The organism is Leptospiraceae bacterium (genome assembly GCA_016708435.1).
In the GTDB taxonomy this organism is placed as follows: Bacteria; Spirochaetota; Leptospiria; order Leptospirales; family Leptospiraceae; genus UBA2033.
The window spans coordinates 55,061-69,915 of the sequence record JADJFV010000031.1 but is presented as its reverse complement, the minus strand read 5'-3'; the positions used below and the strand labels follow the sequence as shown (position 1 = coordinate 69,915).

Below are 14,855 nucleotides of genomic sequence, written 5' to 3'. Positions count from 1 at the left end.
AGAGAGTTTTATCGCATAGCTCGGCTGTTGGTGAGCGGGCGATGGGTGGGAAAGCACGAAGAACACGAAGGTAGGAAACGGATAATTTCTATTTGGCACAACCACGGTCACCTCGAACAGCAGTTCGTGAGAGGTCTATCTTGCTTAAAGCGATTCGTTCTAAGGCAAATAGATTTCTCACGGTGAGGCTGTTCGAAATGACTGGTTAAGAAGTCACTGCTTCACAATAAAATTGACTGATGCATTCACAGGACGAGTTTCATTGCCACCTGTATTTTGGATAATTGCGGTATTGTCTATTACTTGAGCTGCATCTAAATATGTATAAATATTTCCACAACCGGTGCAAGTGTTACCATTTGCTTTTGCTATACTGTGCGTATGACTCTTAAACGCATCCCCCTGCACAGAACCAACATTATCCGCTGAATTCCCACCCGTGTTCATAGCTGTGCGTGTGCCACTGTCGGGATCACGTCCACTACCTCCATCTCTGCCGCGAAGGAAGCGACCGCGTAAGTCCGGTAAATGGAAATTACCTCCGCTGCATCCAAAGTTGCAACCGATGGCAGCGTAAAGATTTGAGTATGTTGTTTGGCTAATTTGCGTTCCATCACAGAGAAGCCAACCTGTAGGAGCAGTAGTTCCACCGAAGGCTACGATTGTTCCAGGTGGTATTGTTTCTATACTAGCGATTGCTGTCTTTAAAGTTTGGAAGTTTGTATTTAACTTTCCCGCAGTCAATGTCTCTCCATCGGAAAACGAATTCATCACACCAGTAACGGCTACTGCAAGTAAGCCGGCGGTTAGGAATGCGGCTAACATGCCTAATCCGAACTTAAAGCCAGAAGATAGACTTTGTAATGTGGAACAAGCAAATTGCGTGAGTGATCGTTTTAAGGTTAATAGACCTCTCACGATGAAGCGATTCGAGGTGACAGGAGTAATGCTATTTTTTATAAGTGTTGATTTTTGTCTTTTCGAAATAAGATAAATAAATCTTCTAAAGTATTTCGGCAGGCTAAACGATGTTACTCTCTCTCTCTCTCTCTCTCTCTCTCTCTCGGTGTGGGATGTTTCTTCTGGTGTCATTGGTTGGCTCCTATAACTTTTTTCTATTTTGTTAATCTAGTTAAATACATTCAATTCATTTCGCTAAGTATTTTAATTACTCTTTTCATGAATATATCGTGAAGTATTTTACAAGGTCAATCCATTATTGGTAATAAATTCTATTAAACAGACTAATTGATTCTTTACAAGAAATCTGCCATTGGTTTAATAACTATCGTCTCGCTTGCTTGGTCGCAAACCAGCGTCTTCGCAAAGTCTATTCAGATTAAGGCTATTATAAACTTTTCTCGTCGAATTATCTTTCGACTTACAACTTGACAAATTAATTAAAATCCTTGCTGTAATTTGTCCTAGGGTTGCGATAGAATGGATTTATGATGAAAAGAATACTTTTACTTCTCACCTTTCTGGTTATTTCTCCACTCATTGCAAAAGAAAACAAAATCTATGTAAAGGGAATTGATAGAGGCTCCTTGGTTCCAGCTTCTATCTCTAAGAAAATAGAAAATCTTTTAGTGTTGAGTGTAATTCGTATTTACCCTGACTCAAATGTTCTATCTGACGATGCAAGCATTGCAATTCTAAAGCAAGGAAAGATTTCACAGTCTATTGGAGCGGATACTGAGTTCTTGAATTACTTGGCGAATAGTTTACAGTTTCAGGAATTAATCACGAGTAGCCTACAGATGAACAATTCTATTTTACAACTTTCATTACAGAGCATTCAACTGAGTCCGAATAATACAGAGCTTAGAATAAATAACAAAGTCTATTTAGAGTTTACTGAATGGGAAATGCATTACCTGGTTCCCGAAATGGTGAAGGCTTTAAAAGATAAAAATTATACGATTGCCAGAAATCCACTCAATCCAGATTCAGAATTCAAATTGAATGAACTATCCATTCCGAAGATAACGGGCGTAAGTCTACAGCCAATGCAATTCGCATCCGGTGATGGTTTACCTGCTTCCTTCCTCGAAGGAGTGACTGAGTATACACGAAAAGCAGACGAGGACTATAAGAATAAGAAATATCTAGAGGCATCAGATGGATATTTGAAAATTATGAATTCCATTTTCACTCTTCAAGATGCAACTGAAAAGAAACTCAAACCACTCATTGGAAGTATACAAAATAGAGTCTTACTTTCATCCACAGCGGGATATGCCAGTTTGCTTCAAGCAAAGGATGAAAGTATTCCTAAGAGTTTACAGCCTATTGCAAAGGAAGATATACTCATTTACTTTCAAGGCTATTTGGAGGAGTGGAAAAAGTATAGAGTGCTACCTGATTATGCAAAGTCTGACAAAATCGAAAAAGCACTTAAGCAGAGGACAGAGGGGATAATGAAAGTATACCTATCTCGAATAGAGTTTTCCGGAGATGAAGACTATCAATCTCTTCAATTTAAAAAAGCTCTAACAAAATATAGATCTATTGAGCCTATTTGGAAGAATTATAGCGAATATTTAGAATTAGCCAGTTACCAGGAACAAATTTCTGCTAAGATTGCTTTGACTGTAAAATCAGGAACTGCGTATGTTTCGGGTAGAACGAAAGGCTATTTGCAATTTGGCGAATCAGAGAATTCTCGCTCTATCTTAGAAGGCTCTATGCAAAATAAGTCTGCTCAATTGGAGCGTAAAGAGCGCTCCATTCAATTTATGAATCAAGCCAAGGCAATGATTGAAGCTTACCCTGAATTCCTAGAAAAGGACATTGTTGCTAATTACAATTCTCTTGCAAAAGAAATCAATTTAGACAGCGAAAAGCAAACTCTGATTAGCCCACAAAACATTGCACTAGCCCCCGTTCGCTATGTCGGAAATGTCATTCGTGGAATAACAGATATATTTGTTTTTAAGTTTGGATATGGACTTGGTGTAGGCGCAGAGATTTTGGTGTTTGGAGGGAGTCCGTTGATATATACTGAATTATTAGTGGAATCTTCGACTGCTTATGGAATACAAACAGATATAGAAGAGGGTTCGTCACTTCATGAACTCGTAACGACTATTGATTATAAGGAAGCACGTCGAAAAACGCAAAGCTATAATTCTGAGTATCTTAAAAGAAAAGAATTAGAAAAAAGAGTTTATTACGGAGCTATAGGCGCAAATTTTGGAAACTGTTTTTCTTATTATCTTAGACTCTGTTTTGATTCGGATAAGAATTCTAATGAGCATAAATACAGCTTTCCTAAATACACTACGGCTAATATCAATATTGCTCTCGGACCTAGTATTTATATCGGAGCAGAATTTCACCGTATACCCGAACTCTTTGGATCCATTTTCTTTCAAGACTGGGATTTGCTAGATCAAAAAGAAAGAACACGTCCTCGGTATAAATACTTTGGATTGGAACGAGTTGAAGTTTTAGAGAAAAAATAGTATTAAGCTTCTCTCATTACATTTCCTTCTTCGTCTAAAGCAAATTTCCAACCAAAATGATTTTGTAACTCTGACTGACATAAATCAGTTGCATTCATCCATTCAGAGATTGTAAGGATAAATTGAATTTCTTCAAATGTAATTTTAGAATCTATTTTTGCGATTTGAATCATATTGTCGATGATAATTCGGGCATAATCAGGATTATCTTCTTTAATTTTCTCGGCGTATTCTTTTAGAATTATTTTTTGTCTTTCCTTTGTCTGATTTAAAAAATCGGTACGTTTTACTATATCCAAGGTATTGTAATGATGGGAAAATTGAATTTCCATTTTTTTAAAATAATCTAATTCCCTTCTATCTTTTTTCTTATCGGCAAGCATTACACCGTATGCGCTTAGTAGTAAAAATACCTCACCCGTGATGTAATTGCCAATAGGTTTTTCCATGCCTTCTATCATAAAGGATATGGGGATAATTTTAAATAACTCCTTGATAAATAATTCTGCTTTATACTTGGTTGGTGTGGGTTTGATTATTTCGCTGTATAGGTCAGAAAGGTAAAAATATTCCAATGCTTTCACTCGAAGTGCCTCTATTGGGTGAGTTCTAAAAATGTCATTTAATTCAAAGTAATTTCCTAATTTCATCAGATGAGTAGCTTGTTTTAAATAATCCTTTGAATTATAGAGTCCAAATTCGTCAATATTGCCTGCGGATACTTTCAAGCTTGCGCTCACAGAACTTTCGAAATCTCCGGATGCAAATAACCCGGCTCTATCTGCATTTAATTCTTGAATTTGTCTGATTAAACAAGATATGGAAAGAAAAAAAAGTCCGTTCTGCGAAGCTAGAAAACATTTTTCATCATAGGATAATTCTCTATTGGACCGATGAAGCGCAAAAATATTATTATGTATGGAGGATTCGCCATGCTTATAAACGAAATGTCCTAACTCATGCCCCACCACATACCTAAGCTCTTTCTCATCCTTAATTAGATTTAACAAATTATCGCAAAAGGCTAATATTAAGTTGTCGCCGGAAGAAATTACAAATGCGTTTTCAGTTCCACCTTGTTTTACTTTAAAAATACGAATTTTCGGTTTTATCTGGAAGAGGGTGGTGACTTCTTCCACTATTTTAAACAGAGAAGCATAGTTTGCCTTATTTAACTCAAATCCTGTTTTTAGAAGATTTCGCAGGTAATAGTGATATGCTCCTTCACTTGAATCCTTGTTAGGTTGAAGAAAGGAAGCCTGTTGAACTTCTGGATAAGATTCTAATATGGATCTAAAAATATCTTCTTCATCAATTTTAATTTTTTTTAAGACGTTCGAAATACCCGGCAGGGTTGCATTGAAAATGAATATTTCTTTTTCAATTATTTTATTTAGTTTTTTGAAATCCTCTGCGGTTAATTTAAGGTATTCTACGTTTTTAAAATTTTCACTTTCCGATTTTTCAGGAGAATCCCTATCTTGCGGGTAAGGATTCTTATTCAAAGTATCTTCCGTTGGTCTTATAATGTCGATAGGATTTTGAATTTTGAATTGGGGTTTAGCCAGCGGAGATTGCTTTACCATATCTACTAATTGATTCATCTTGGCTTTCCATTCTTCCATTTTCTTTTCTTGTGATTCAATCGTTTCATTTTTCACTTCATTGTATTTTCTCTTTGTGAATAAGAAGAGCTGAATGGATAGAAAACTCGTTATGACTGCAATGAGTAATATGATAAACGCATCTTTGAAAGATGTTTTTGCTTGGAAGATCATGGCAATGAATAATAAAAACCAAAATCCGACTACTACAACTGCAAGTAATAGCGATGTGATATAAAACGACCATAGGTTGATTTTCTTATGTAATAGTATTAGTCTTGCTAACATATATTATTCCTCGCTGTTCTTTAGCGAAAGCTAAGAGCATTAATTTATTTTTATAAAGAAAAGTCAAGTTATATATATGAAAACAATATTATCCTGAATTATCTTTCTAATTTACAAAATTCATTAAAGGGGATAATTGATATTTTGTCCCTTAGTGTCTTCCTGAAAATGACAAGACTTTAATAGTTGGCAAGCGACCATATTTTTAAAGCGAGCACCTAAATCTTCTACCTGACTAAAATCAGCGAGATAAAGTTTTTGTTTTTTTTTACTGCTCTAATTTTTGGAGCGCCAAATGGTGATATTACGAATGCATAGTAGAGAGAATCTAAAATTCCTATCCATCGCTTACATGTTTTAAAGTGAATTTGTAAATCTTCAGCAAGAGTCTTATAAGAAAGAGGAGACCCAATTCGAGTTGGCAAAGTTTCTGCCAATAGTTGAATCTTGTCTAGATCTTGAACATTTTCCAAATCACGTAAGTCAGTTTTTACCAACTTGTGGATAAGCTCTGTATGCCATCTATGCAAAAACTTTTCAAAGCTTTCAGGAAATCCTCCAAACCTAAAAAGTCTTTGCAGATTAGCCTTATTATTCCCTACTTCCGAAAGTGTGTAAGGATGAGTAAAATGGAGTCAATGCCATTTTACTCAGTATTGATATAGTCTACTGTTTAATTTCTTGTTTGGCTTTAGTTTTAAAAGTTTGCGGGAATGGATTTTTTACCGAAGATAAAATAAGGATGATAAATAAACCTTATTTTACATTTTAGTATTATGAGTGAACAACAGGAATTATTTCCGCCGGATAAATCTATGATTATTGTGGACTATTTAGATAGATACGGTCTTCCACATTACGTCAAATCAAGAATAGACGCACTCCTAGATGGAAGGGTGGATGAGTCATCTTTGGTGTGCTGTAATAGTGGATGCAATATTTGCTCGGAAACAATTTATGAATGCTTGCAATCAATTAAGAAGGAGTTAAATAGTCTTGGCTGAAAATTTATTTGCAAGCGGCTATGAACCATTAGCTTCTAGGGCGAGACCTGAGAGTTTTGAAGATGTAATAGGTCAGACTCAGACCATTCAAGTGTTAAAGAAATTAAAACGTCCTGTATCGATGATTCTCTATGGACCGCCTGGAACAGGGAAAACTACTTTAGCTAGAATCCTGAGCAAAAATTGGAAATTAAATTACAGACATCTAAGTGCAATTTCTGTGGGTGTAAAAGAAGTAAAAGACCTAATTGCGGATGCGCGCAAAATAGGAAGTATCCTCTTATTTCTCGATGAAATACATCGCTTTTCTACTTCGCAGCAAGATACTTTATTGGAAGCGGTAGAGTCAGGACTTATTATTTTAGTAGCGGCTACTACGGAGAATCCCGCGTTTCGGATCAATAGACCTTTATTGTCTAGATGCCAGATTTATAAATTGAGTTCTCTTTCTGAATCAGAACTTTTATTGATATTAGATCGTGGCATTGAAAAAGAAAATACAAGCATTCGATTAGACGTAGACTGTAAAAATCTGATTATACATGCCAGCGGGGGCGATGCAAGAAGGTTACTTGGAATTTTAGAAGCACTTCACACCATTGAACCAGATGAAAATGGCTGGAACAAGGAAAGCATTGAGGCTTATCTTTCTTCTCAAGTTTTCAATTACGATCGCAATAAAGAAAATCATTATGATTTCATTTCTGCATTTATTAAATCTGTTCGTGGTTCCGATCCAGATGCAGCTCTTTATTATCTGGCTTGTATGCTAGAAGGAGGCGAAGATCCAATTTTTATCATTAGGAGATTAATAATATTAGCCTCTGAGGATATTGGTAATGCATCTATGCAAGCACTACCTCTCGCAGTGAGTGCACTTACTGCAATTGAAAGGATTGGTATGCCTGAAGGTAGAATTATTCTCGGGCAGGTAACTGCTTTTCTAGCGAGTTGTCCAAAATCAAATGCATCCTATAAAGCACTCGATGAGGCATCTTTGTTTATCCGCAAAAATGGAGTTCAAGTTACGATACCCAATCATTTGCGCAATGCTCCTACATTCCTTCATAAAAAAGAAGGTGCATCGGAAAATTATAAGTATCCACATGATCTGCCTGATCATTTTTTTATTGAGAATTATTTTCCAGAGGAATTGAAAAATTCTCCACCACAATTTTATTTTCCGACAAACCAAGGAACTGATAAAAATTTAAAAGAAAGACTAAAATCTCTATGGGAAAAAACTGGTAGGAAGAAATATGATTAAACTTGGAATTTTACTGTTTGTAATTGTTTTACTTGCCTTATTTGTGTTGATTATCATTTACATGGGAAATGACAAAAGTTTCAGCAACACAGTATCTGGAATCATTTTACTAGAAGAAGAGCCTATCTTTAACTCCGCCACGATTCAGCGTGAGCTTGAGCTTCGCTATAAGTTGAGGATAAATAAGAAAACCGCCAATGATGGAATTGTAATTTTTTCGAGTGATAAATATCGGATAGTAATTGTTGCCGTCGATGCTGAGATTCCAGAAGATGAATTGGAATCGGTCTGTAAAATTTCTCATTTATGGAAGGATGCAAAAGAAGAAACTTCTAAGCACAAATCTCATCTTATTCTCACTGTTTCTTCAGATATTACTGACTTAGTTGAACTCAATATGCAGTTTACTAGAATTGCGGCAAGCATACTTAGAAATACTAAATCTCTTGGAATATATTTAGGTAATCAATCATTGATAGCACCCCGCGAATACTATATGAAGATCGCTGATACTATGAGTAATGATGATTTGCCGCTACCTAATTGGATTTATTTTGGACTTAGAGAGAATAATTCAAAGCGAAATGGTTTTACTATTGGGCTAAAAGAATTTGGCTTTCGAGAAATTGAGTTTACTGAATCAGAAAAATCCTTCGAGGAAATCTATAAAGTGCTCTACGATCTTGCTCATCATGTTTTATTATCGAGACAACCTTTGAAACAAGGGGAAACTTTTGATTTATCCGAAAAAGAAAAGATTTCAATGGAATCAAGAGCAAGCGAATTTCGAGACACCGAGAGTATGCAAGTTGTGGTTATGGAAAATCTGAAGAATCCTTCCAAGATTAGAGATTAATGTAATCTAAGTGTAAGGAGAATGTAAACTTTTATCCTTACGCAGCTTGATTAGAAATTCTGAAAATTTCTTCTATTGACTTCGAGCCTTACTTTAAAAAATAAGAAGGAAGGAATGCAATCATGAAAGAACAAGCCCCATTCAAACCAGAGCGCGATGAAGAAATGATATCCCTTCATGAGAAAGCTCGTCATCTTTCCATCGAATTGATTCATTCGTATATTGCTGGAAAAAATAATTCTGCATTAGCGGATTATATAGATAAGGCGCATCCTGCTGATATTGCAGAAATAATATCCCGTGCAAAAATTGAAGACGCACTTTACGTTTTTAGACTTTGCGATAAAGACAAACAAAAACTCATTTTCGTTGAACTAGGGGAAGAAACACAAGCAGAGTTTGTTGGATATTTGAAATTAGAGGAAATTGCATTCATTCTCGAAGACATAGAATCCGATGATGCGACTAGTTTTATATCCGAGATTGAGCCTGAAAAAGCGGAAGAAATTTTAAATTCCCTAGATAGCAAAGACTCTGCTAAAATTAGAAGTCAAATGAGTTTTGCAGAAAATACTGCAGGACGACTCATGAGTTTTGATTACGCTGTGGTAAAAGAAAGTGAGACAGCGAGTAAGGGGATATCTAATGTTCGCCGCGCCGCGAAGGAAACAGATAATATATATTTGATCTATGTGATTGATCAGAAGGGAATTGTAAAAGGTCATCTTCAATTGAAGGATTTACTTCTTTCTCATCATAAAAATAAGATCAGCAAAATCATGAAGCCTGTTCAAACCATTCATTATAGTATGGACCAAGAGGAGGTTGCACGATTCTTTCGAAAGTATGATGTAGTATCTGCACCCGTTGTCGATGACGAAGGAAAGATGATTGGGCGAATCACTGTAGATGATGTGCTCGATGTAGTTGAGGCAGAGGCTAGTGAGGATATACTTCGTCTTGGAGGACTCAGCGAAGATGAAAAACTTAAGACCTCGATTTGGGATTCTGTTAAACGAAGAATCATCTGGCTTGCACTAAATTTGTTTACAGCTATGATGGTGTCTACTGTGGTATCTCTTTTCGAAGGAACGATACAAAGGTTAGTAGTGTTAGCCTCTCTTATGCCTATTGTTGCCGGTATGGGAGGAAATGCTGGAACACAGGCAATTACTATTGTGGTACGTAATCTGGCTACTGGTGAGTTGACGCTCTATAATTGGTATGTGGCGGTGCGTAAGGAGCTAATCATTGGTATTCTCAATGGTCTTGTTCTTGGTTCAATTGTATTTACAATGACTTATCTAGTAAAATCGAATTTAACTCTTTCTTTTGTTATTGGATTTGCCATGCTTGCCAATATGATTGTTGCAGGACTCATTGGCTCAATCGTTCCACTTGTTTTAAAGTTCTTTAAGATCGACCCAGCAATTGCATCGTCCATTTTTGTTACAGCCTGCACGGATACGTTTGGGTTTTTCTGTTTTCTCGGACTTGCTACCTTATTTCTTTAACGCAACTGATTGTCTTTTCGGGGCAAATAGGTGGTATCTCCTGTTACATTCTTAACTCTTTCTTCTCTGTTTTTTCCTCCTCTCTTTGGGATCTTTACGAGTATCTGGTCTTCCTACTCGTCTATCTTTTACTTCTTGTGAATTTCTTGCTTCTCCGTTTTTTAAATTCTCGTATAATAATTTAAATTTATAGGATGGAGTTTTACAATCCTCATCAATGCTTAGTTCTTTCTTGATTCCAGTTACATAATACATTTCCACCTCACCTTTATTCTTCGCCTTAATTTTTCCCCTATATTCGAATTCAAAAAAATCTTTTACTTTTTCATAAGTAGAATTTGAAATGTTTACCATTCCTGTAGTTCCGCTGGATTCCATTCTAGAAGCCGTATTGACTGTATCTCCCCAAACATCGTATGCAAATTTTTTCTGACCAATGACACCTGCAACTAAAGGACCTGTATGAATGCCAATGCGCAATTCCCAATAAGGATATCCTAAGCCTTCTTTTAAATTCCTCACCTGTTCCATTAGATTTCGAATTTCAAGAGCCGCTAGAACAGTATCTACAGGGTGAGTTTTATTTGCGACAGGAATTCCGCCAGCACACATATAGCTATCTCCTATCGTTTTTAATTTCTCTAGATTATATCTTTCCATCAGGGAATCAAAGTAAGAAAAACAGGAATCCAATTCTGTTATCAATTCAGTGGGTGATAAATTTTCTGCAACTTTAGTAAAGCCTTCAAAGTCTGTGAATAAAACAGAAACTGAACCGTAATGCACTGGCTCCGTAGAGCCAGTTTCTTTGAGTTCTCTTGCAATTTTCTCTGGGAGGATATTCAGAAGTAACCGCTCTGATTTGAGTTTTTCTTCTTTGGATTCATTGTTTGCAAATTGAGCAATTTGTTTTTCAATTTCTGCAGCCCGTTTTGCCTTTTTCATTTCTTTCAAAAGATGTGCATTGTAAATGACTCCTACAATTTGATCTCCTAATCGTAATATTCTTTCAATATCAGGCTTGTTAATCTTTATAGAACTTTTGTGAGTTAAAAGATTTATAATTCCAATTACTTCATCTTGAAGAATTAGAGGAAACTGTAAGACTGATTTATAAGATCCTTTTCTTAGAATTTTTGCATCCATCTTTTTTAATTTATGTTTTTCATTTGTGTATTGATTGGTAATTCCTTCTTCTGAATTCATAATGTCTGAATTGTAAAAAGGGATTCTTGTTTTATAGGTTTGATACATCGTCCCCAGTGAATTGTTTAGATTCATTTTAAAATTACGAAAGAAATCACTGTCAAAATTTTCTTGAGAATCAAAAATGGAAAAAGTAGAATCCGAGAAAATTCTATTATTCTCTTTATCTATAAGTAATATCCATAAAATTTCAAATCCAAAACTCTCTCGAATGTAGGAATAAATTTCATTTATGATCAAAGAAATATTGGAAGTTGAGTTTATAATTCGGGTAAGCTCATTTAGCTTTTCCAATTCTTGTTGCTGTTCTGTTATTTTTTTCTCTGTCTCTTTTTGTTCTGTTATATCTCGAATGATTTCAATTGCCCCAACAAGTTTTCCGAATGAATCAAACAAACAACTAGCAGTGCCCATTGCATAGTGATTTCCATTTTTTAAATTAGGGACAAATGATTCTGCTCTGATTATATTTCCTTTTTCTTCTACGTTCAGGTAATTCTTTTTAAGCTCACCATTGGCAAGTGCCAAATCAATTAAGATTGGTCTTCGCTCTCCATAAAAAGGAAGCGCATACTCATAATTACCCTTTCCAATCATGTCTATAGCTTTGAGTCCTGTCATTTCTTCCATGGCTAAGTTCCAATGAGTAATCATTCCATTTTCATCAATGACGAGAGTTGCATCAGGTAAAAGGCTAATTATATCTGTTAATTTTTGTTCGGATTCACACAATGCACGCTCTGCACGTTTTCTTTCTGTAATTTCATCTTTTATGGCTATGTAATTTATTTTATTACCCGCTTGATCAAAAATAGGAGCGATGATTGTATTCTCAATGAATTCATCTCCATTCTTTTTTCTGTTAATGAATTCCCCTTTCCATACTTGCCCTAAAGCGATTGTGGTCCAAAGGTTTTTGTATAAGCTTCTATCAGACTTTCCTGTTTTTAATATACTCGGATTCTTACCTTTTATTTCTTTCAATGTATAACCGGTGTTTTCAGTAAATTTTGAGTTAACATATTGAATGTTTCCTGACAAATCTGTAATTACAATACTTGTTGGATTTTGTTCGATTACTCCTGATAATTTTTGAATTTCCAGTTCTGCGTTTTTTAGGTGTTTTGATGTATTTTTAATTATTAAAATGAGAATTAAAAGGAGGAAGAGTAATATCGAAAAGACAAAAATAAATACGTTAGTCGATATATTTCCCATAGAATCAAAAAAGAAATCTAAATGCGAATAAAGAATGGTATTCTCCTACCAGGACTTGGTTGCTGCTAATTTGTGCCCTATTTATTCCGCTATGTCTGAAATTTAGGTTCTATAGCGCAAGCTAGTTTGGTTTTTCGAAAAAGAATTTTTTTTTGACAGGATTAACAAGATTTACGGGATGAACCTTCCGAAAACCGCTCTGAATTGAGTAATGTCAGATAAATACACCTGCCGCAATCTAGTGGATTTTGCCTGCAAGTATTTGTCAAACTTTTTATTCTGCTTCTAAACCTCATTTTCTTCGCAGTCCCCGCTGAATCGACTCTGTAACTCTCTGCGTGTTCTAAGCTTATATTTCACAATTTCTTTAGCAAAGTCTTAATTAGATTCTTAATGCATTTTCATTTACGAAATAGAAAAAATCACTTTCCTGCTTCCCAAAAATTGACTTCTTGCCCAAGACTAGAATACCAGACTCCATTCTTTATTTTCGTATCGCAAGGAGTAAGAATTGTTTTTCCTTTTGTATCTAAGTAATTATAAATTTGGTATTCATTGTCTTTAAATCGAAATTCAAGTTTGTGCTTTGGAAATTTAGTTACAGAAACTTTTTCTATCTCTTGGTAAGAATGTCTTTCTAAGGAACCAGAAATAATAATCGAATTGTTAGAAGCTAATGACCATTCGCCCTCCATCTTTCCGCCACCATAGTGTCCATCGTCACATTGACCTGTAAACAAATTAGGATTACCTTGCATGAATGTAATTTTAAACGGTGCTGAAATCTTAGCAGTCTCAAAAGACTTACCGTTCAAATAATTAATCGTAAAGTCAGGAATTGGATTCGCAATTAAGAAAGCACCGAAGACCCAACCTCGTTTTCCTTCTGATTCTACTTCTGTCCAATATCCTTTTTTTCCTGACACTTCCACTTCTTCCTTTTGTTCAGAAAGTATTATTACTGATTCTCCTTGTGGAATCAGCTTAATCTTTTTTCCATCTGTATTTGGGGCATTTCTTAAATTCAGTCCACCATTAGAACTAACGTATTTAGTTTCTTTCGATTGAGCAGTAATCGAAATATTTATTGATAAAAATAGAAATAGTAGAAAAAGACTTCGAAGCATAAGCATCATTATCCCATAGAACTAAAGAATGGATGCGATTTAATATTTTCATAATAATCTTCGTCAAACACATCCATTGTTTCTTCGGGTGCTTTATAATGCCTTAGGATTGTCTTTGCTAGCGCTAATTCGGATTCAGGCAAAGGGATGTTAGCAAGTCGTTTCGCTAGAATATCGGCTAATCGAAGGATTCTATCAAAGTCATCGGCTGTATTCAAATCAGCTTCATGAAATCCCTGACCTTTCATCATCTTGATAAAAACAGGAGGCATTTGCCAAACTTTGAAGATATGTAGACCAACATCTACATGGTTCAAATCGAATTCATCTTTTTCTAATTTTGCTAAATCACTTGCTTTGGACTCATATTCTGCTAGCATTTCTCCATAAGCTTTCGCTGAATTCAAGGCGAGGATAGTCATTCCAATTTTCATCATCATAGCAGAGAGAAATAATTCTTCTCGCAATGCTTTAAGTCCTAGCGGGACGGAAAGATCAAGGGATATTAATGCGGTTAATATTGGTAATTCGAGGAGATGTTTTTTTAATATGTCTGTATATACGAGGTTACGCGATATATGCTTTTTGGACTGAAGCATGACAATATTCTTTATTGTCTTAAGACCGAGTAAGGTAATTGCATCTCGAATGGTTTGCACTTTTTTGGAACGAGCGTAAAATGCTGAGTTGGCTATTCGGAGTATGTCTGCACAAATTGATTTATCAGGAAGAATGATTTGTTCTAATTCACTACTTCCGCTTACTGGATCTCCTTCGAATAACAACACTTTATGCGCAATTGAAGGCAGGGGAGGAATATTTATATCTTCTAGTTTAATAGAATTTTTCTTTGTAGCAAGCTTTGATTGAAGGACTAAATCTTTTCGACCAAGAATTTGAATTAGTTTTTGATCGATAATACTTTTACTGATGGGTTTTAGAATGTAAGAATTAATTTTAAACTTTGCGAGTTCTGCGACAACTTCTTTATTTACATTTCCTGTAACAACTACTATAATCATTTCAGGATGAGTTGGACGTATTTCGCGTATCGTCTCGAGCGCATTCTTCGGTTCCATTTGATAATCTAAAAAAAGAATATCTGGTAGCACGCTTGAATATTTAAAATAGTCAAGGACTCCTTCTCCGCTTGGAACATCTGCTAAAATTTCAAATTGATCTGCTTGTAAAAATCTCTTTAATAACTCTCGATCAGAAAAAGAGTCTTCTGCTATGATTACTTTATAACTATTGCCATTTGCAATGTTGATTCCTAAGGCTGTATCCATAACGCAATACTATCA

11 protein-coding genes are annotated in these 14,855 nt (G+C 35.4%); 5 read left to right on the top strand and 6 right to left on the bottom strand.

Annotated features, from left to right (window positions below):
• Positions 1–213: 213 nt before the first annotated feature.
• Positions 214–1,092, bottom strand: coding sequence for a tail fiber protein (locus IPH52_19260; protein ID MBK7057143.1), 879 nt, complete (start codon positions 1,090–1,092; stop codon positions 214–216).
• A gap of 356 nt (positions 1,093–1,448) precedes the next feature.
• Here IPH52_19260 and IPH52_19255 point away from each other — a divergent pair, with 356 nt between their 5' ends.
• A complete protein-coding gene (locus IPH52_19255; GenBank protein ID MBK7057142.1) occupies positions 1,449–3,467 on the top strand; it encodes a hypothetical protein in 2,019 nt (672 codons plus the stop codon).
• Positions 3,468–3,469: 2 nt separating this feature from the next.
• On the opposite strand, the gene IPH52_19250 is transcribed toward IPH52_19255, so the two are convergent.
• A complete protein-coding gene (locus tag IPH52_19250) occupies positions 3,470–5,359 on the bottom strand; it encodes a M48 family metalloprotease (protein ID MBK7057141.1) in 1,890 nt (629 codons plus the stop codon).
• Positions 5,360–5,586: 227 nt separating this feature from the next.
• Positions 5,587–5,889 carry a hypothetical protein gene (locus IPH52_19245; GenBank protein ID MBK7057140.1) on the bottom strand — a complete coding sequence of 101 codons (303 nt, stop codon included), beginning with the start codon at positions 5,887–5,889 and terminating at the stop codon, positions 5,587–5,589.
• Between the two features lie 246 nt (positions 5,890–6,135).
• Here IPH52_19245 and IPH52_19240 point away from each other — a divergent pair, with 246 nt between their 5' ends.
• The 4 genes from IPH52_19240 (at position 6,136) to mgtE (ending at position 10,000) form a co-directional block, all read left to right on the top strand.
• Complete coding sequence (locus IPH52_19240; GenBank protein MBK7057139.1) at positions 6,136–6,363, top strand: hypothetical protein; 228 nt, start codon at positions 6,136–6,138, stop codon at positions 6,361–6,363.
• On the top strand, positions 6,356–7,630 hold the full coding sequence (locus IPH52_19235; GenBank protein ID MBK7057138.1) for a replication-associated recombination protein A: 1,275 nt from the start codon (positions 6,356–6,358) through the stop codon (positions 7,628–7,630). Before IPH52_19240 ends, IPH52_19235 begins: the two co-directional genes overlap by 8 nt.
• The gene (locus tag IPH52_19230; GenBank protein ID MBK7057137.1) at positions 7,623–8,486 is read left to right on the top strand and encodes a DUF4261 domain-containing protein; all 864 of its coding nucleotides are present in this window, start codon (positions 7,623–7,625) and stop codon (positions 8,484–8,486) included. Before IPH52_19235 ends, IPH52_19230 begins: the two co-directional genes overlap by 8 nt.
• A 122-nt stretch (positions 8,487–8,608) precedes the next feature.
• Complete coding sequence (gene mgtE / locus IPH52_19225; protein MBK7057136.1) at positions 8,609–10,000, top strand: magnesium transporter; 1,392 nt, start codon at positions 8,609–8,611, stop codon at positions 9,998–10,000.
• A gap of 51 nt (positions 10,001–10,051) precedes the next feature.
• Here mgtE and IPH52_19220 read toward each other — a convergent pair whose 3' ends face one another.
• The 3 genes from IPH52_19220 to IPH52_19210 all read right to left on the bottom strand — a co-directional run bounded on the left by IPH52_19220 (position 10,052) and on the right by IPH52_19210 (position 14,840).
• On the bottom strand, positions 10,052–12,424 hold the full coding sequence (locus tag IPH52_19220; GenBank protein MBK7057135.1) for a PAS domain S-box protein: 2,373 nt from the start codon (positions 12,422–12,424) through the stop codon (positions 10,052–10,054).
• 422 nt (positions 12,425–12,846) lie between these two features.
• On the bottom strand, positions 12,847–13,551 hold the full coding sequence (locus IPH52_19215) for an SH3 domain-containing protein (protein MBK7057134.1): 705 nt from the start codon (positions 13,549–13,551) through the stop codon (positions 12,847–12,849).
• A gap of 8 nt (positions 13,552–13,559) precedes the next feature.
• Entirely contained in the window at positions 13,560–14,840 is a 1,281-nt protein-coding gene (locus IPH52_19210; protein MBK7057133.1) for an HDOD domain-containing protein, read from the bottom strand.
• Positions 14,841–14,855: the final 15 nt, after the last annotated feature.

Coding starts and splice junctions, on each gene's coding strand:
- mgtE (MBK7057136.1), top strand. CDS start 8,609: ATGAAAGAACAAGCCCCATTCAAACCAGAGCGCGATGAAGAAATGATA.
- IPH52_19260 (MBK7057143.1), bottom strand. CDS start 1,092: ATGACACCAGAAGAAACATCCCACACCGAGAGAGAGAGAGAGAGAGAG.
- IPH52_19240 (MBK7057139.1), top strand. CDS start 6,136: ATGAGTGAACAACAGGAATTATTTCCGCCGGATAAATCTATGATTATT.
- IPH52_19255 (MBK7057142.1), top strand. CDS start 1,449: ATGATGAAAAGAATACTTTTACTTCTCACCTTTCTGGTTATTTCTCCA.
- IPH52_19230 (MBK7057137.1), top strand. CDS start 7,623: ATGATTAAACTTGGAATTTTACTGTTTGTAATTGTTTTACTTGCCTTA.
- IPH52_19220 (MBK7057135.1), bottom strand. CDS start 12,424: ATGGGAAATATATCGACTAACGTATTTATTTTTGTCTTTTCGATATTA.
- IPH52_19210 (MBK7057133.1), bottom strand. CDS start 14,840: ATGGATACAGCCTTAGGAATCAACATTGCAAATGGCAATAGTTATAAA.
- IPH52_19250 (MBK7057141.1), bottom strand. CDS start 5,359: ATGTTAGCAAGACTAATACTATTACATAAGAAAATCAACCTATGGTCG.
- IPH52_19215 (MBK7057134.1), bottom strand. CDS start 13,551: ATGCTTCGAAGTCTTTTTCTACTATTTCTATTTTTATCAATAAATATT.